Origin of the sequence: Lelliottia nimipressuralis, assembly GCF_004115925.1 — a bacterium.
GTDB classification, from domain to species: Bacteria; Pseudomonadota; Gammaproteobacteria; order Enterobacterales; family Enterobacteriaceae; genus Enterobacter; species Enterobacter nimipressuralis.
In genome coordinates this window covers 1-16,877 of sequence record NZ_SDDX01000023.1, presented here as the reverse complement: position 1 = coordinate 16,877, position 16,877 = coordinate 1, and the positions used below count along the sequence as shown (strand labels likewise).

Genomic DNA, 16,877 nt, shown 5'->3' with positions numbered 1-16,877 from the left:
GGAGCGTGGATGTTAAATCGTATTCGTATCTCGACCACACTGTTTTTGATTCTGATCCTTTGCGGTGTGTTGCAGGTTGGCAGTAATGGATTGTCTTTCTGGGCTTTTCGCGATGGCTATCAGAACTTACAGGAAGTTGAGACGAGTAATCAGCAGCGTTCCACGCTTGCACAAACGCGCGCAGTGCTTCTGCAGGCCAGCACTGCGCTGAACAAAGCGGGCACATTAACGGCATTGAGCTACCCGCCAGATGATATTAAGGCGCTGATGACCACCGCGCGGGACAGCCTCAAGCAGGCCGACGCGCAGTTTAAAGCCTTCAGTGCGCAGGAAGCGGTAAGCGATAAAGGGAAAGCGCTGAAAGCCGAAATGCAAAAGGGCTATGCCCAGTGGCACAGCGATCTGGAGCATCAGGCGACCTGGCTTGAGAACAACCAGCTGTCAGACTTTCTGACCGCGCCGGTGCAGGAGTCGCAGGCCGCGTTTGATAAAGGTTTTAACGCCTGGCAGCAGGATATCAATCTGTTCGTCGAAGAGGCGAGCAGCGACAGCCGGGCCAGCTACCACATGTCGGGCGTGATTTTCGCCACCATGGTGATTCTGGCGGCACTGTTGACCGGCGGGGCGTTGCTCTGGTCGCGCAAGATGATCGTATTGCCGCTGGCAATCATCAGCAGCCACTTTGACAGTATCGCTAAAGGCAACCTGGCGCGCCCGGTGGCAGTGTTCGGGAAAAACGAAATTTCTGCCATTTTTGCCAGCCTGAAAGCAATGCAAGGCTCGCTGCGCGAAACGGTGACCGATGTGCGTCAGGGCAGTTATGCCATGCACACCGGGATTTCTGAAATCGCGGCCGGGAACAATGATTTGTCGTCGCGCACCGAACAGCAGGCGGCCTCTCTGGCGCAAACGGCGGCCAGCATGGAACAGTTAACGGCGACCGTCAGCCAGAACGCCGACAACGCCCGTCAGGCGTCGGACCTGGCAAAACAGGCTGCGCTGACGGCGAAAAAGGGTGGCGATCAGGCCTCTAACGTCGCCACGACGATGCAGCAAATCGCCACCAGTTCGCAGAAAATTGGCGACATTATCAGCGTGATTGACGGTATCGCGTTCCAGACGAACATTCTGGCGCTGAACGCCGCAGTCGAAGCGGCACGAGCCGGTGAGCAGGGGCGTGGATTTGCCGTCGTGGCGGGCGAGGTGCGTAATCTCGCCAGCCGCAGCGCCAACGCCGCGAAAGAGATTAAGGTGTTGATTGAAGAGTCCGTTTCCCGCGTACAGCAGGGATCGGAGCTGGTTGATACCGCCGCTCACACCATGACGGAGATTGTCACTTCCGTAACGCGGGTGAACGACATTATGGGCGAAATTGCTTCCGCCTCAGACGAACAGCGTCGCGGCATTGAGCAGGTTGCTCAGGCTGTCACGCAGATGGATCAGGTAACGCAACAGAACGCTTCTCTTGTTGAAGAAGCGGCTGCCGCTACTGACCAGCTCGCCAGTCAGGCCGATCATTTGACCAGCCTGGTGGCAGTTTTTAACGTGAAAGAGCAAGTCGAAACAGTAGCAGAAGTCGGGCGGTCGCAGGCCGTGCCAGTTGTATCCTGAAAGTGAATTAAGAAGGCGCTATGACCTCACCAAACCCCTCGGGGCAATCGTCATTATTGCAGCAAATGACCCAGCGCCTCGCGCTGTCCGACGCGCATTTTCGTCGGATATGTCAGTTGATTTACCAGCGTGCGGGGATTGTGCTTGCCGATCATAAGCGAGACATGGTCTACAACCGGTTAGTCCGGCGCTTACGCACGCTGGAGCTGGATGATTTTGGCCGATATCTGGGCATGCTGGAGGCCAATCCCAACAGCGCAGAGTGGCAGGCGTTCATCAACTCCCTGACCACTAACCTGACAGCGTTTTTCCGTGAAGGTCACCACTTCCCGGTGCTGGCGGAACATGCCCGCCGTCGTAGCGGGGAATACCGCGTCTGGAGCGCAGCGGCGTCGACCGGAGAGGAGCCGTATTCGCTGGCGATTACCCTTGCCGATACGCTGGGCATGGCGCCCGGTCGCTGGAAGGTCTACGCCAGCGACATCGACACTGAAGTGTTGGAGAAAGCGCGTAACGGCGTCTATCGCCAGGACGAGCTGAAAACCCTGTCGCCTCAACAGCTACAGCGGTACTTCATGCGCGGGACGGGTCCGCACGAAGGGCTGGTGCGCGTGCGCCAGGAGCTGGCAAATTGCGTGGAATTTGCTCCGGTGAATCTGCTTGATAAGCAGTACAACGTCCCGGGTCCTTTCGATGCGATTTTTTGCCGTAACGTGATGATTTATTTTGATAAAACGACGCAGCAGGAGATTCTGCGCCGTTTTGCTCCGCTGCTTAAGCCTGACGGCTTACTGTTTGCCGGGCATTCGGAGAACTTCAGCAACCTGGCCCGCGAATTTGTGCTGCGCGGGCAGACGGTTTATGCGCTGAGTAAGGAAAAAGCATGAGTAAGATCAGGGTGTTGTCTGTCGATGATTCCGCGTTGATGCGCCAGATCATGACTGAAATTATCAATAGTCATAGCGACATGGAAATGGTGGCGACAGCCCCGGATCCCCTGGTCGCGCGGGATTTAATCAAAAAATTTAACCCCGATGTGCTGACGCTGGACGTGGAGATGCCGCGCATGGATGGCATTGATTTCCTTGAGAAATTAATGCGCCTGCGTCCTATGCCAGTGGTGATGGTCTCCTCGCTGACCGGTAAAGGGTCAGAGATTACCCTGCGTGCGCTGGAGCTGGGGGCGGTGGATTTTGTCACCAAACCGCAGCTGGGCATTCGCGAAGGGATGCTCGCTTACAGTGAGATGATCGCCGAGAAGATCCGCACCGCGTCACGGGCGAAGCTGGCGGCGCATAAACCCGCAGGCGTGCCTGCCACGCTCAAAGCCGGGCCGCTGCTCAGTTCGGAAAAACTGCTGGTGATTGGGGCCTCAACGGGAGGAACAGAGGCAATTCGCCATGTACTCCAGCCATTGCCGCTCTCAAGCCCAGGTATTCTTATTACTCAGCATATGCCGCCGGGCTTTACCCGCTCATTCGCCGAACGTCTGAACAAGCTGTGTCAGATTAGCGTGAAAGAGGCAGAGGACGGCGAACGCGTCCTGCCGGGGCATGCCTATATCGCGCCGGGTGATAAGCATATGGAGCTGGCGCGCAGTGGCGCGAACTATCAAATCAAAATTCATGACGGTCCGCCGGTTAACCGGCACCGTCCGTCAGTGGATGTGCTGTTTCATTCGGTGGCGAAACACGCGGGGCGCAACGCCGTTGGGGTGATCCTGACGGGGATGGGTAACGACGGGGCCGCCGGAATGCTCGCAATGCACCAGGCTGGCGCCTGGACGATTGCGCAGAATGAAGCAAGTTGTGTGGTGTTCGGCATGCCGCGCGAGGCCATCAATATGGGTGGCGTGAGCGAAGTGGTCGATCTTAGCCAGGTTAGCCAGCAGATGCTGGCGAAAATCAGTGCCGGACAGGCAATACGTATTTAATGAGGAGTAGTTTTTTATGGCGGACAAAGAGCTCAGATTTCTGGTTGTGGATGACTTTTCCACCATGCGTCGTATCGTACGCAACCTGCTGAAAGAGCTGGGTTTTAATAACGTTGAAGAAGCAGAAGATGGCGTTGATGCCCTGAACAAACTGCAGGCCGGTGGCTTTGGTTTTGTTATCTCTGACTGGAACATGCCTAACATGGATGGTCTGGAGCTGCTCAAAACAATTCGCGCTGATGGCAGTATGTCCTCTCTTCCGGTTCTGATGGTGACTGCAGAAGCGAAGAAAGAGAACATTATTGCGGCAGCACAGGCGGGCGCAAGCGGTTATGTGGTGAAACCATTTACGGCGGCGACTCTGGAAGAGAAGCTCGGCAAGATCTTCGAGAAACTCGGCATGTGAGGTGCTGGTGATGATGCAACCTGCTATGAAACCGGTTGAAGAGCATTCAGCCAACGAGATTATTGCCCGCATCGGCAGCCTGACGCGTATGCTGCGCGACAGCCTGCGCGAGCTGGGACTCGACCAGGCGATTGCCGAAGCGGCGGAAGCGATTCCCGATGCGCGCGATCGTCTGGACTACGTTGTGCAGATGACCGCACAGGCAGCAGAGCGCGCCCTGAACAGCGTGGAAGCCTCTCAGCCGCATCAGGATGAGATGGAAAAGGGCGCAAAAGCCCTGAGCAAACGCTGGGATGAGTGGTTCGAGAATCCGATCGAACTGGCCGATGCCCGCGAGCTGGTCACGGATACTCGCCAGTATCTGGGCGATGTCCCTGGACACACCAGCTTCACCAACGCGCAGCTGCTGGACATCATGATGGCGCAGGATTTCCAGGACCTGACAGGTCAGGTTATCAAGCGCATGATGGATGTGATTCAGGAAATCGAACGTCAGCTGCTGATGGTTCTGCTGGAAAACATGCCAGAGCCTGCTGCGCGTCCGAAACGTGAGAATGAAAGCCTGCTCAATGGCCCGCAGCTCGACACTTCCAAGGCGGGCGTTGTCGCAAGCCAGGATCAGGTGGACGATCTGCTGGACAGTCTCGGCTTCTAATCGCGACGGTTTTTCTCAGGCTGCAGCTGCAGCCTGAGAATCATTCAGCGCAAATCCATTTTTACCGTCACATTCCCTTCAAATTTACCGGGTGCCGGCGTGGCATTCGTGGTGCTTACCGGTGCGGCTTTGATCTTCACTGACCCATTACCCTGCTCATCGATCGTCACCGGAAATGCGTAGCTGCCGTCGAGCTGGACGTCTTTATTGTCGTCTGTGAAGACCCTGACGCCGACGTCATCGCGGTTGAGCATTTTCGCGATCAGCGGATCGCTACTGTCGAGCACCCCCTGATCGGCGCTGAGTGTCATTCTGATGCGATCGTCGTTGCCAACCGCGTTATCGTCGCAGTGATAGGTAATATCCACATTTTTCAACGCATAGTTCATCGGCGGCTGACCTTTTGCCCGAAACTGCTTACTGACAATATTGCCCAGATCAACCTCAATGGTGCTGCCTTCATTGATGGTGCAACTGAGTGGGGCGGAGAGTGAACCACTGAGCCAGATAGTGGAGACCTGCTGGGCATCACCTGGATCACAGTTCCCTGTGCCGAAATAGAGACAGGCATAGTTCTGCACCACGGCGGTAGGGGGGATGATCTCTTTGCCAAGAATCGGCTTTTTGACATGAAAGATCACGCCGATAACGTTCCAGCGGAACTGGCGTTTAACCGGAGCGGAATCCTCAGGTCGCGTGCTCTCGCTGCAGACGCTCGCGGTGCCTTCAGTCGCTTTGAATTTCTCTATCGTTTTTGACATCGAGCTCTGAGGCGTGGGGTACTCGTTAATATTGAGCCCCTCCAGGCCGGACCCGTCCGGGGAATTACTCGCATCGACATACCCCTTTACGTTAATGTCCAGTTTATCAGTGAGAGCACCATAGCCACTCGCACCCTGTGGAAGCGGACTGCCTGCCAGGGTTAATTCATAAATCGTCGTCGATTCCATCATGTTTTTAGGGCAATCACAGTTGGCTTCCATGACTGTACTTTCCCCGACCAGGTGGTCAGGAATATCCACATCCAGACCCGCTTTATTGTCGCTGGCGTTGAGATCGCCGTCATAAGCAACGTGATAATCCTGAGGGACAAAACAGTCGCGCAAAATGGTCGCAGCCTGCGCGGTGACAGGGGCGGACAGGTATAGCAGTAACCAGAGGGATTTGGCGTTAATTAACATGTTTTTCTTCCTGCTTACAAAGCGCGCTGACGGAGCGGATACCCGCCGGGTTGGACGTGGCTACTCTCGTGCTAATCGGGACGCTGGCCGTACATTGCTGATCCGCACCCTCGCCCCATTTCACATTCAACTGAACGGTGTCCGAGACCCCGGCGAGATAAACGGTGCCCGTATCGTCGACAATGCCGCTGATGACCGGAGATACAGCGGTGGCGATGGCGGCAAAAGGCACTGTGCTGCCATTGGGGCGCGTGAGGGTAATCAGCGCGCGATAGCCGACGTGGGCATCAAAGCTTGCTGTTACGGCGGCGTTGCGCGAGGGAATGACCGTGACGGCGGTTTCGCTGGTATCGACATCCTCCGGCAGGCTGCTGGTATCGACGCGGATGCTGTTTTCCTGATAAGGGGTGAGTGACGGGATCACGGCATTTCCCTGCCAGTCAGTCTGAATACCGCGCTGGTTCTGGAAGCGCACGCCAGAGGCATGGTTAGCATTGACGATGGCAAACTGGCTACCCAGCGGCTGAGCCAGGGTAATTCCATGAGGGTGGGCGACCACCGCACCGCTCATGCCGTAGCTCAACTGCTGCGATTTGTCGGATGAATAGTAATACCCGGCGTTCAGATTGGCGTACTGCGAGCGATAGCTGCCGTACAGACTGCTGGTGTCATCGCCGTCATGGTTGGAATGACTTTGCTGCAGCGAATAGTTCAGACGTTCGTCATCCAGCAGCGTCCCGTTTAGCCCGATGTTTTGCCGCGTGTACCCGTGCTTGCTGTTGCTCAGGTTGTAGCTGCTCCAGGCGCGCGGCAGCCATTTGCTCAGCGGGACGCTAAAGCCAAGGGAGACCATCTGATCGCTCTCGTCTTCTTCGGTTTTGCTGTAGGTATAGGCCAGGTGAATGCTGATGCTTTCCACCACGGTATTGAGACCCGCTGAGAGGCTGCGCTCTTTCTGGGACGTCTGCCAGTAGTCCTGCTGATAACCATTGAGATAAAAACTGACGCCAGCAATATTCTGGCTGATGCTGGCCTGAATGCGGTTACGTTTGTTGTACTGGAAGAGCAGATCGTTTTCATGCTGATCGTATTTCTGGTTGGCGTCGGCAAAGCTGTAGTAGCCGCTGGTGGAGTAGCGATAGCTGGCGAGGGTGAAGTTGGTGTCGGTGGTATCAATTTTGCCTGAGTAGAGCAGGCGGTATGACTGCCCGGAACGCTCGGTATGATTATCGAGCTGGGTTTTCGCGGTTGTCACATCCGCCGACACCGTACCGAAACGTCCCAGCGCAATCCCTGCACCGGTATTGACCGCCTGATAGTCCTCTGACGCCGTAACACCGCCAAACAGCGTCATGCTGTTGTTCACACCATAGATCGCGCTTCCCTGCACAAACAGCGGTTCATTCTGATCGCTCCCGCTGTCTGCGCGATAGCGTGCGGCGGTGAATTCATATTTCAGATGTCCAGGTCGCTGCATGACGGCGATGCTGGAGTAGGGCAGGGTGAAATGATGCTCGGTGCCATCGGCCTCTTTGACGGTGACATCAAGATCGCCGCTGTTGGTGGTGGAGTAGAGGTCGTTGATTTCAAACGCGCCGGGGGCGACGTTCTGCTGATAGATCAGATAACCGTTCTGGCGCACCGACACTTCGGCATTGGAGCTGGCGATACCGCGGATAACCGGGGCGAACCCGCGCTGGCTGTAGGGCAGCATCTCTTCGTCCGACGCGATGTTAATGCCGCGATACTGCAGGCTGTCGAATACCTCGCCCTGAGTGCTGCTTTCGCCGCCCGTAAACTGTGCTTTCAGGGCATCGAGATCGTGCTGCACGAAGGTGTTAACCGTGTCCCAGCTGTTGTCGTCGTCGGTTTTGCTCCAGGTGGAATAGTTACGCACGCGCCAGCCGCCCAGGTTCGCGCCGCTGCGCATATTGAGGTACTGATTGCTGGTCGTGTTTTTGTCGCCGTGTTGATTTTGCGAGCCGGAAAACGCGTAATCCGTGAACGCCACCGGCACGCCATCATCCCAGCGGGAAGGGGCGATGTAGCCTCTGCCATTAGCCGCAATGGCGGCCTGCGGAATGCTCAGATGCAGCGTCATGGCGGAAAAGTCGAACGTCGCCGAGGCCTGCGGAATGTAATCTCCCAAAGGCTTAGGGAGCGCAGACGACGCATCCACAACCGTCAGCGCCGGAAACTTATCAATATCGACGCCCCATTTTCGCAGCATATCAGGGGTCAGTTGCGCCACCAGTTCACCCCTTTTGCCGCCGAGATAAGTGATACTGGCGTCGCCCACACGCAGATCGTTGAGCAGAATGCGGGAAGGGTAAACGCCGGGCAGCTGGGTGTTCGAGTGTGAAAAGAGTGACAGGTCGATATCCTGCTGCGGCAGCTGATCGCCTTCCAGGGCGGAAGGTGAAAAATGGTACTCTCGGGTATGTGCGGCGGATGAAAGCATCAACGCCACGCCGCCAAGGCAACGTACGAGCGCATTTATGCGCCAGGCACGCTGCCTGGAAATAGAAGCGAGTCCTTTGGCCATGGCGTTTCCTATCCCTGACCCAGGGTCGCAATGTATTTGGCGGAAGCGTTGCCGTAATCGGTGATGCATCGCCAACTGACCTGGCTGCCTGTCGCACTGTCAGGCACGGGGATCTCCACGCTCGACTGAGGCGTGACCATATCGGCTTTCTCAAGCGTAGCGTTACCCAGTTTCAGGTTGTCAAAGGTGATGTGAAAAGCCCCCTCGTTGATCACCGTCAGCTGCTTGCCGTGACGGGAAAAACGCAGGTTTTTGCAGGTTTCATCAGGGTCGCCCTTCAGCCCTTTTGGACGCCAGAACAGCTTGATACGCGTTTTGTAGATCAGGCGTAACACATTCTTATCGTCGTCCTCCGCCGCGGTGGCAGGAATGGTACGAACGTTCATATAAAACAACGACTCTTTGTTCTCGGGGATTGCTGTTCCGTTCCAGGCGATCCTCAGACTTTGTTCTCTCTGGGGTTCAAGACGAAATAACGGCGGGGTGACGATAAAAGGCCCGCGAGTTTTACCGTTTCCCGTATCCGTCCAGGATTGAATCAACCAGGGAAGTTCAGTTTCTTTATTTGTCAGCGGAAGTGAAACCTCCTTTTTACCGGCATCGTAGACGATCCTCGTACGCCCAACCTGGATGCCTGCCGCATGGCTAAATGAGGAAAATATAACAGGTGTCAGTAATAGAATTAGCGGATAAATACGCATGCGTAATATTTGTCCTGATCTAAAATAATGGCTAAGAAGTATGGAGTGAGTTAGGTGTTTCTTATAAATGCCCATTCGAGAATATACTTCTTTGCGGAAGTATTGATATCAAGAATGGGCAGGCCGGACGATTAACGATAAATAATATTAACCGTCATATCCGCATCGGCAGGGCCGGGTGTGACCTTTTCAGCAAACGATCGATAGCGCGCATTGAAATTGGCGCTAATCGTGTCGGTGGTTTTGGTAGGAAGTTCGATATAGACCTGATCTTCCGCTCCGTCCATTGTGATAAGGTCTTCATCCGCGCCATCAAGGCTCACAGCGATACCCACACCCGTAGCGGCTGTTGCCCCGGCTGTCGTTATCTTGCTGACATCAAGCAGGTTTTTCGTCTTTGTCAGGGTGGTGGCACCGGTAAAGGTCAGTTGAATAGACGGAAGGCCATCACTTTTCAACGGACAATCTTTCAGGGTTATTTTGAAGGGCGTCAAGGGTGACTCAACACCGGGCGCTGTAAATAAAGTCGTGGTATAGGTGCCCAGGGGAACGGTACTGTCTGTACCATCATCGCCGTCAATGACACAACTTGGCTCAATAATTTCCCCTGTGAAATGAATCTTTCCTGCATTCATTTCTGCAGCGAATGTACTTACTGAAGTCAGCGCCATCAATGCGCCAGAAATAATAGGGTACCTGAGGTTCATAATCAAAACGTCCTTAACAATAAATTCCATGTTGAGATTACTGGTGAAAGTGAACTTAATAAATAAAGTTATTTCACACGCCAGTATAAAAGGTATTTGCTTCGGACGGAAGTATGGCTTAATTGATATTATATAGGGTAATTTATTCGAACTTGACTGTAAAGTATTCACCAGTTTGTGTTTTAAATAATTCTCAGATTAATCATGTTAAGCATAATGATCATTATAAACGTGTTGATATTTATTGTTATTTTGGTGTTATGAGTGCTTTGTGGTTAATCGAGGTAAAGCGTTTGCAAGTCGGGTTTAAACAACACGAAAGACGTTTATTTCATTTTATAAACCACATTAAACGTACTCTGAAAAGTCTAAAATTAGACACAAAATTTTTAAGCTACGTGAGTTTTGGCCGTTAAACAGGCTAAAAACGGCAAGTTATACAGGCTTTTCCGTCCATTGAGTTGGGTGTGCTCTGGCATGATACGCGTGACGAAATGGGCAGAGAGCGCGCACTGTGGCAGAAGACAGCGACGACAAAACAGAAGCCCCCACACCCCACCGACTAGACAAAGCGCGTGAGGAAGGGCAAATCCCCCGATCCCGAGAGCTGACATCCCTGCTGATTTTAATCGTGGGTGTATGCATTATCTGGATGGGTGGGGAGTCGTTTGCCCGCAGACTGGCGGGAATGCTCTCGGCCGGGCTGCGTTTCGACCACAGTATGGTGAATGATCCCAACCTGATCCTCAGCCAAATCATTCTGCTGATTAAAGACGCGATGATTGCGCTGTTGCCGTTGATTACCGGGGTGGTGATTGTGGCCCTGGTCTCGCCCGTTATGCTGGGCGGTCTGGTGTTCAGCACGAAATCTCTGCAGCCCAAATTTTCCAAACTCAATCCGTTTCCCGGCATTGCCAAAATGTTCTCGGCGCAGACGGGGGCGGAGCTGCTCAAAGCAATTCTGAAATCCGTTCTGATGGGGAGCACCGCCGGGTTTTACCTCTGGCACCACTGGCCCGATATGATGCGCCTGATCAGCGAATCCCCTCTGACGGCCATGAGCAACGCCATGAATCTGGTTGGGCTGTGCGCGGTGCTGGTGGTGCTCAGCATTATTCCGATGGTGGGATTTGACGTCTTCTTCCAGATTTACAGCCATATCAAAAAATTACGTATGTCGCGGCAGGATCTTCGTGACGAATACAAACAGATGGAAGGCGACCCGCATGTGAAGGGGCGTATTCGTCAGATGCAGCGCGCGGCTGCGCGTCGTCGCATGATGGAAGATGTTCCGAAAGCGGACGTGATCGTCACCAACCCGACCCACTACTCCGTGGCGCTGAAGTACGACGAAAACAAAATGAGTGCGCCAAAAGTGGTGGCGAAAGGGGCGGGGCTTATCGCCCTGCGCATCCGTGAAATTGGCGCTGAACACCGCGTGCCGGTACTGGAAGCCCCGCCGCTGGCGCGTGCTCTGTATCGTCATGCTGAAATTGGACAGCAAATTCCTGGTCAGCTCTACGCCGCTGTGGCGGAAGTGCTGGCCTGGGTCTGGCAGCTGAAACGCTGGCGTTTGGCAGGCGGTCAACGACCTGTGAAACCTGAAAATCTGCCGGTGCCTGAGGCACTGGATTTTATGAACGAGAAGGACACTGATGGCTAATCTGGTGGCAATGTTGCGCCTGCCCAGCAACATGAAATCGACGCAATGGCAGATCCTTGCCGGGCCGATTCTCATCCTGCTAATTTTGTCGATGATGGTGCTGCCGTTGCCAGCATTTATCCTCGACCTGCTTTTCACATTCAACATTGCGCTTTCGATTATGGTGCTGCTGGTGGCGATGTTCACCCAGCGTACCCTTGAGTTTGCGGCGTTCCCGACCATCCTGCTGTTCACCACCTTGCTGCGCCTGGCGCTGAACGTGGCGTCAACGCGTATCATTCTGATGGAAGGGCATACGGGCGGTGCAGCGGCGGGTAAAGTGGTTGAGGCCTTTGGTCACTTCCTTGTCGGCGGCAACTTTGCTATCGGTATCGTGGTGTTCGTTATCCTCGTTATCATTAACTTCATGGTTATCACCAAAGGTGCGGGCCGTATTGCTGAAGTCGGCGCCCGTTTTGTTCTCGACGGAATGCCGGGCAAACAGATGGCGATTGACGCCGATCTCAACGCCGGGCTGATTGGCGAAGATGAAGCGAAAAAGCGCCGTTCCGACGTCACTCAGGAAGCGGACTTCTACGGTTCGATGGACGGTGCGAGTAAATTCGTGCGCGGGGATGCCATCGCCGGGATCCTGATCATGGTAATTAACATCGTCGGCGGTCTGCTGGTGGGGGTACTCCAGCATGGTATGGACATGGGCCATGCGGCGGAAAGCTATACGCTGCTGACGATCGGTGACGGTCTGGTGGCGCAGATCCCGGCGCTGGTGATCTCAACCGCGGCGGGTGTGATCGTGACCCGCGTAAGCACCGACGAAGACGTCGGTCAGCAGATGGTCAGCCAACTGTTCACTAATCCGAACGTGCTGATGCTCTCTGCGGCAGTGCTGGGCCTGCTGGGCCTTGTACCTGGCATGCCAAACTTTGTCTTCCTGCTGTTTACTGCCGCTTTGCTGGGGCTTGCCTGGTGGCTGCGTGGACGCGAAACCAAACCGGCAGCTGAACCGGCACCGGTCAAAATGCCGGAAAATAACCAGTCCGTGGAAGCCACCTGGAACGACGTCCAGCTGGAAGATTCCCTCGGGATGGAAGTGGGCTATCGCCTGATCCCGATGGTTGATTTCCAGCAGGACGGCGAGCTGCTGGGCCGTATCCGCAGTATCCGTAAAAAATTCGCCCAGGATATGGGCTTCCTGCCGCCGGTGGTGCACATCCGCGACAACATGGATCTGCCGCCTGCGCGCTATCGCATCTTAATGAAAGGCGTGGAGATCGGCAGCGGCGATGCCTATCCGGGGCGCTGGCTGGCGATTAACCCAGGCACAGCGGCGGGTACGCTGCCGGGCGAACAGACCATCGATCCGGCCTTTGGCCTGGCGGCAATCTGGATTGAAAGTGCGCTGAAAGAGCAGGCGCAGATCCAGGGCTATACGGTGGTGGAAGCCAGTACCGTCGTGGCGACACACCTGAACCACCTGATTGGGCAGTTCTCGGCGGAGCTGTTTGGCCGTCAGGAAGCGCAGCAGTTGCTCGACCGCGTCACCCAGGAGATGCCGAAGCTGACAGAAGACTTAGTGCCGGGCGTGGTGACGTTAACCACGCTGCACAAAGTGCTGCAAAACCTGCTCGACGAAAAAGTACCGATCCGCGATATGCGCACCATTCTTGAAACCCTGGCGGAACATGCGCCGCTGCAGAGCGATCCGCACGAACTCACCGCCGTGGTGCGCGTGGCGCTGGGCCGTGCCATCACCCAGCTGTGGTTCCCTGGCTCCGGCGAAGTGCAGGTGATTGGTCTCGATACGCCGCTTGAGCGTCTGCTGCTGCAGGCGTTGCAGGGCGGTGGCGGCCTGGAGCCGGGTCTGGCAGACCGTCTGCTGGCGCAAACGCAAGAGGCACTGGCGCGTCAGGAGATGCTTGGCGCTCCGCCGGTTCTGCTGGTGAATCACGCGCTGCGTCCGCTGCTCTCTCGCTTCCTGCGCCGCAGTCTGACGCAGCTGGTGGTACTGTCGAATCTGGAACTGTCGGATAACCGTCATATTCGTATGACGGCGACCATCGGAGGCAAATAATGCGTCACTGGCTGTGGATTTTACTGTTCCCGATGCTGGCTCAGGCCGCCGGGGAAGGCACCTGGCAGGCGAGCAGTATTGGTATCACCCTGAGCAATCGCGGGGTATCGGCCTCCTCGCGACCGCTTTCCGCCTCAGAACCGGCCTCCGGGCTGATGACGCTGGTGGTCTGGCGTTATCAGCTAATTGGCCCGACGCCTGCGGGCCTGCGCGTACGCCTGTGCTCGCAGACGCGCTGCACAGAACTGGACGGTGAAAGTGGCACCACGCACGCCTTCAATGGGGTGCCTGCCGTTGAGCCGCTGCGTTTTGTCTGGGAAGTCCCGGGCGGAGGACGTCTGATCCCCGCCCTCAAAGTTCAAAGTAACGAAGTGATTGTGAATTACCGCTAATTGCCTGCCTTTTCACCAGCCGTCAGCAGAAACTGACGGCTGGCTCCCAAAAAATGACCCCGCCTTTTGATGCAAGAGAAACGCTGTTTTATAAATCAGTGACACGCGTACGGAATCTCTTTGCATTATTGCCATTCGCCCTCAGGCAGTGGCAGAAACAGAAAGGTATCAATAGAACGATACTTTTACTGTAGCCGTGTAAAAACTCCCGGACGAGGTTTGCATACAGGGAGTCTCCCAACATTCAAAGGGTTGACGGCAATGAAAACACGTAAAATTGGACTCGCAAATTACCTCGCCTACGGGTCAGGCGATTTTCTTGGGGCAGGCACAACCGCGCTGACGGCGGCCTGGCTGTTATATTTTTATACGACGTTCTGTGGGCTTTCGCCGATTGAGGCGACCTTTATTTTTGCGGCCGCCAGGGTGCTTGACGCGGTGGTCAGCCCGTTAATGGGCTTCCTGACCGATAACTTTGGTACCACCTGGCTCGGCAAACGCTTTGGCCGCCGTAAGTTCTTTATCCTGCTCGGTATTCCCTGCGTTTTCAGCTACTCGATGATGTGGGTAGGGGATATGGGCTTCTGGTACTACCTGGTCACCTACCTGATCTTCGATATCGTGTACACCATGATTCTGGTGCCTTACGAAACCTTAGTCCCGGAAATGACGGACGATTTCAAACAGAAAACGAAATTCTCCGGCGCGCGAATCTCTATGGCGCAGATGTCGGCGATTCTGGCCTCTTTCCTGCCGGGTATCCTGTTGACTCACTTCGGTAAAGACAACGCGATCTCCTTCTTCTACGCGAGCCTGGTCTTCTCCGTGCTGTGCGCAATGATGCTGACTTTCGTCTGGATCTTTACCTGGGAGCGCCCGCGTGAAGAGTGGTCTGAAGCGGCATTGCGCGCAGAAGAAGAGAAGAAAAAACTCAATCTGAGTCAGAGCCTGAACCGGCTGTTTGTCGAGTTAAGCTCAACCCTGCGAGTGAAAATTTTCCGCCAGCATCTGGGGATGTATCTGGGCGGCTATATCGCGCAGGACGTCTTCAACGCAGTGTTCACCTATTACGTGGTGTTTGTGCTGATGCAGGAAGCGTCGATGGCGTCGAACTTACTGGGCACCATGGCCATCTTCCAGTTCATCGCCGTGATCGCCATGATCCCGCTCTGCATCCGCTTTGGACCGGCCCCGTCGTACCGCATGGTGGTCGTGCTGTTTGGTCTGGCTTCTATCTCCTACGCGGTGCTCTATTACGCCGGGTTGAGCGACGTCTATTCGCTGTTGCTGCTGATCTCTGCTGTGGCAGGTTTGGGTCGCGGTGGCATCAACTACGTTCCGTGGAATATCTACACCTATATTGCTGACGTGGATGAAGTGATCACCGGCCAGCGCCGCGAAGGGATTTTCGCCGGGATTATGACCCTGACGCGTAAAGCCTCGCAGGCCGGAGCCATCATGCTGGTGGGGATTGTGATGCAGATGTCCGGCTTTGTCAGCGGCCAGAATACCCAGCCAGCGGAAGTGAGCCACACCATTCTGATGATCCTGAGTGTGGGCACCATTCTGGTGCTAGCCTGCGGTTTCCTGGTCTCCCTGCGCTTTAAACTGAACCTGGAAACTCACAGCACCCTGCGTGAAGAGACCGCCAAAATGCGCGAGTCCGGACACGCGATGCCGGAAACGGCGACCCCGCAGGCCCGCGCCACCGTTGAACTGTTGGCCGGGATGCCGTACGAATCCTTGTGGGGCAACAACAACATTGGTTATCTGAATCGCAATAAACCGGCGGCACCTTCCCTGAAGGATCGCGCGGTACTGAATTCGACATATCACAGAGGTTAAGATTATGAAGGTTTGGCCTGTCAAACATAGCCCGTTACTGCGTCAGCCTGAGCATTTTATTGCCAGGGATGAACTGAAATCACTGATTGAAAAGGTGACGCATAATCTGGTGAACATCCACGATAAAACCGGCGAATTTTTGCTGCGGCTGGACGACGGGCGCGTGATCGACACCAAAGGCTGGGCGGGATGGGAGTGGACGCACGGCGTGGGCTTATACGGCATCTGGCAGTATTACTGCCAGACCGGTGACAGCCACATGCGTGACATCATCGACGGCTGGTTTGCCGACCGCTTTGCCGAAGGCGCGACCACCAAAAACGTCAATACCATGGCCCCGTTCCTGACTCTGGCTTACCGCTTTGAGGAGACGCAAAACGCCACCTATTTGCCATGGCTGGAAAGCTGGGCAGAGTGGGCGATGAACGACATGCCGCGCACGGCGCACGGCGGCATGCAGCACATCACCCTGGCGGAAGAGAATCATCAGCAAATGTGGGACGACACGCTGATGATGACCGTCCTGCCGCTGGCGAAAATAGGCAAATTGCTTAATCGCCCGGAGTATGTGGAAGAGGCGGTGTATCAGTTCCTGCTGCATGTTCAGAACCTGATGGATCGCGAAACCGGTCTGTGGTTCCACGGCTGGAACTACGACGGGCAGCACAACTTTGCCAAAGCCCGCTGGGCGCGCGGCAACAGCTGGCTGACGATTGTCATTCCCGACTTCCTTGAGCTGGTGGATTTGCCGGAGAACAACGCGGTGCGCCGTTATCTGGTGCAGGTTCTGAATGCGCAAATCGCCGCGCTGGCAAAATGTCAGGATGAGAGCGGCCTGTGGCATACGCTGCTTGACGATCCCGAGTCGTATCTGGAAGCATCCGCCACGGCAGGCTTTGCCTACGGGATCTTAAAAGCGGTGCGCAAGCGTTACGTTGGCGCGGAATACGCTGAAGTGGCGGAGAAAGCGATTCGGGGAATTGTGAACAATATTTCGCCGGAAGGGGAGTTGCTACAAACGTCGTTTGGCACGGGGATGGGCAGCGATCTGGAGTTTTATCGCCAGATCCCGCTGACCTCGATGCCGTACGGTCAGGCGATGGCGATTCTGTGTCTGACGGAGTATTTGCGTAAATATTTCTGATAATAAAAAACCCGGCAATTGCC

14 protein-coding genes are annotated in these 16,877 nt (G+C 55.3%); 10 read left to right on the top strand and 4 right to left on the bottom strand.

From position 1 onward, the window contains the following. Nucleotides 1–9 precede the first annotated feature (9 nt). Genes tap through cheZ form a run of 5 tightly spaced genes read left to right on the top strand, consistent with a single transcriptional unit; the run spans nucleotide 10 to nucleotide 4,605 of the window. A complete protein-coding gene (gene tap, locus ETG88_RS18570) occupies nucleotides 10–1,611 on the top strand; it encodes a methyl-accepting chemotaxis protein IV (RefSeq protein ID WP_129036077.1) in 1,602 nt (533 codons plus the stop codon). 20 nt (nucleotides 1,612–1,631) lie between these two features. Then, entirely contained in the window at nucleotides 1,632–2,498 is an 867-nt protein-coding gene (gene cheR, locus ETG88_RS18565; protein WP_100779756.1) for a protein-glutamate O-methyltransferase CheR, read from the top strand. Next, nucleotides 2,495–3,544, top strand: coding sequence for a protein-glutamate methylesterase/protein-glutamine glutaminase (locus ETG88_RS18560; RefSeq protein ID WP_100779757.1), 1,050 nt, complete (start codon nucleotides 2,495–2,497; stop codon nucleotides 3,542–3,544). The genes cheR and ETG88_RS18560 overlap by 4 nt, the downstream gene beginning before the upstream one ends. 16 nt (nucleotides 3,545–3,560) lie before the next feature. Next, complete coding sequence (cheY, locus tag ETG88_RS18555; RefSeq protein WP_100779758.1) at nucleotides 3,561–3,950, top strand: chemotaxis response regulator CheY; 390 nt, start codon at nucleotides 3,561–3,563, stop codon at nucleotides 3,948–3,950. Nucleotides 3,951–3,960: 10 nt separating this feature from the next. Beyond that, a complete protein-coding gene (gene cheZ / locus ETG88_RS18550) occupies nucleotides 3,961–4,605 on the top strand; it encodes a protein phosphatase CheZ (protein ID WP_100780859.1) in 645 nt (214 codons plus the stop codon). Between the two features lie 44 nt (nucleotides 4,606–4,649). Here cheZ and ETG88_RS18545 read toward each other — a convergent pair whose 3' ends face one another. From ETG88_RS18545 to ETG88_RS18530, 4 genes are all read right to left on the bottom strand, one after another. After that, nucleotides 4,650–5,786 carry a fimbrial protein gene (locus ETG88_RS18545; protein ID WP_129036076.1) on the bottom strand — a complete coding sequence of 379 codons (1,137 nt, stop codon included), beginning with the start codon at nucleotides 5,784–5,786 and terminating at the stop codon, nucleotides 4,650–4,652. Further along, the gene (locus ETG88_RS18540; RefSeq protein WP_129036075.1) at nucleotides 5,776–8,331 is read right to left on the bottom strand and encodes a fimbria/pilus outer membrane usher protein; all 2,556 of its coding nucleotides are present in this window, start codon (nucleotides 8,329–8,331) and stop codon (nucleotides 5,776–5,778) included. The genes ETG88_RS18545 and ETG88_RS18540 overlap by 11 nt, the downstream gene beginning before the upstream one ends. Before the next feature lie 8 nt (nucleotides 8,332–8,339). Next, nucleotides 8,340–9,032 carry a fimbrial biogenesis chaperone gene (locus ETG88_RS18535; protein WP_129036074.1) on the bottom strand — a complete coding sequence of 231 codons (693 nt, stop codon included), beginning with the start codon at nucleotides 9,030–9,032 and terminating at the stop codon, nucleotides 8,340–8,342. 131 nt (nucleotides 9,033–9,163) lie between these two features. After that, nucleotides 9,164–9,769 (bottom strand): fimbrial protein, encoded by a 606-nt coding sequence (locus tag ETG88_RS18530; RefSeq protein WP_228483583.1) that lies wholly within the window; start codon nucleotides 9,767–9,769, stop codon nucleotides 9,164–9,166. A gap of 484 nt (nucleotides 9,770–10,253) precedes the next feature. On the opposite strand from ETG88_RS18530, the gene flhB reads away from it, so the two are divergent. The 5 genes from flhB (at nucleotide 10,254) to bglB (ending at nucleotide 16,854) form a co-directional block, all read left to right on the top strand. After that, nucleotides 10,254–11,402 (top strand): flagellar biosynthesis protein FlhB, encoded by a 1,149-nt coding sequence (gene flhB / locus ETG88_RS18525; protein WP_100779762.1) that lies wholly within the window; start codon nucleotides 10,254–10,256, stop codon nucleotides 11,400–11,402. Beyond that, nucleotides 11,395–13,473, top strand: coding sequence for a flagellar biosynthesis protein FlhA (flhA, locus tag ETG88_RS18520; RefSeq protein WP_100779763.1), 2,079 nt, complete (start codon nucleotides 11,395–11,397; stop codon nucleotides 13,471–13,473). The genes flhB and flhA overlap by 8 nt, the downstream gene beginning before the upstream one ends. Continuing rightward, entirely contained in the window at nucleotides 13,473–13,865 is a 393-nt protein-coding gene (gene flhE, locus ETG88_RS18515) for a flagellar protein FlhE (RefSeq protein ID WP_100779764.1), read from the top strand. The genes flhA and flhE overlap by 1 nt, the downstream gene beginning before the upstream one ends. A 261-nt stretch (nucleotides 13,866–14,126) precedes the next feature. After that, entirely contained in the window at nucleotides 14,127–15,710 is a 1,584-nt protein-coding gene (locus ETG88_RS18510) for an MFS transporter (protein ID WP_129036073.1), read from the top strand. A 4-nt stretch (nucleotides 15,711–15,714) separates the two neighbouring features. Beyond that, nucleotides 15,715–16,854, top strand: a complete 1,140-nt coding sequence (gene bglB, locus ETG88_RS18505; RefSeq protein WP_107703357.1) for a beta-galactosidase BglB — start codon at nucleotides 15,715–15,717, stop codon at nucleotides 16,852–16,854. The last annotated feature ends 23 nt before the right edge of the window (nucleotides 16,855–16,877 follow it).

Coding starts and splice junctions, on each gene's coding strand:
- tap (WP_129036077.1), top strand. CDS start 10: ATGTTAAATCGTATTCGTATCTCGACCACACTGTTTTTGATTCTGATC.
- cheR (WP_100779756.1), top strand. CDS start 1,632: ATGACCTCACCAAACCCCTCGGGGCAATCGTCATTATTGCAGCAAATG.
- ETG88_RS18560 (WP_100779757.1), top strand. CDS start 2,495: ATGAGTAAGATCAGGGTGTTGTCTGTCGATGATTCCGCGTTGATGCGC.
- cheY (WP_100779758.1), top strand. CDS start 3,561: ATGGCGGACAAAGAGCTCAGATTTCTGGTTGTGGATGACTTTTCCACC.
- cheZ (WP_100780859.1), top strand. CDS start 3,961: ATGATGCAACCTGCTATGAAACCGGTTGAAGAGCATTCAGCCAACGAG.
- ETG88_RS18545 (WP_129036076.1), bottom strand. CDS start 5,786: ATGTTAATTAACGCCAAATCCCTCTGGTTACTGCTATACCTGTCCGCC.
- ETG88_RS18540 (WP_129036075.1), bottom strand. CDS start 8,331: ATGGCCAAAGGACTCGCTTCTATTTCCAGGCAGCGTGCCTGGCGCATA.
- ETG88_RS18535 (WP_129036074.1), bottom strand. CDS start 9,032: ATGCGTATTTATCCGCTAATTCTATTACTGACACCTGTTATATTTTCC.
- ETG88_RS18530 (WP_228483583.1), bottom strand. CDS start 9,769: ATGGAATTTATTGTTAAGGACGTTTTGATTATGAACCTCAGGTACCCT.
- flhA (WP_100779763.1), top strand. CDS start 11,395: ATGGCTAATCTGGTGGCAATGTTGCGCCTGCCCAGCAACATGAAATCG.
- flhE (WP_100779764.1), top strand. CDS start 13,473: ATGCGTCACTGGCTGTGGATTTTACTGTTCCCGATGCTGGCTCAGGCC.
- ETG88_RS18510 (WP_129036073.1), top strand. CDS start 14,127: ATGAAAACACGTAAAATTGGACTCGCAAATTACCTCGCCTACGGGTCA.
- bglB (WP_107703357.1), top strand. CDS start 15,715: ATGAAGGTTTGGCCTGTCAAACATAGCCCGTTACTGCGTCAGCCTGAG.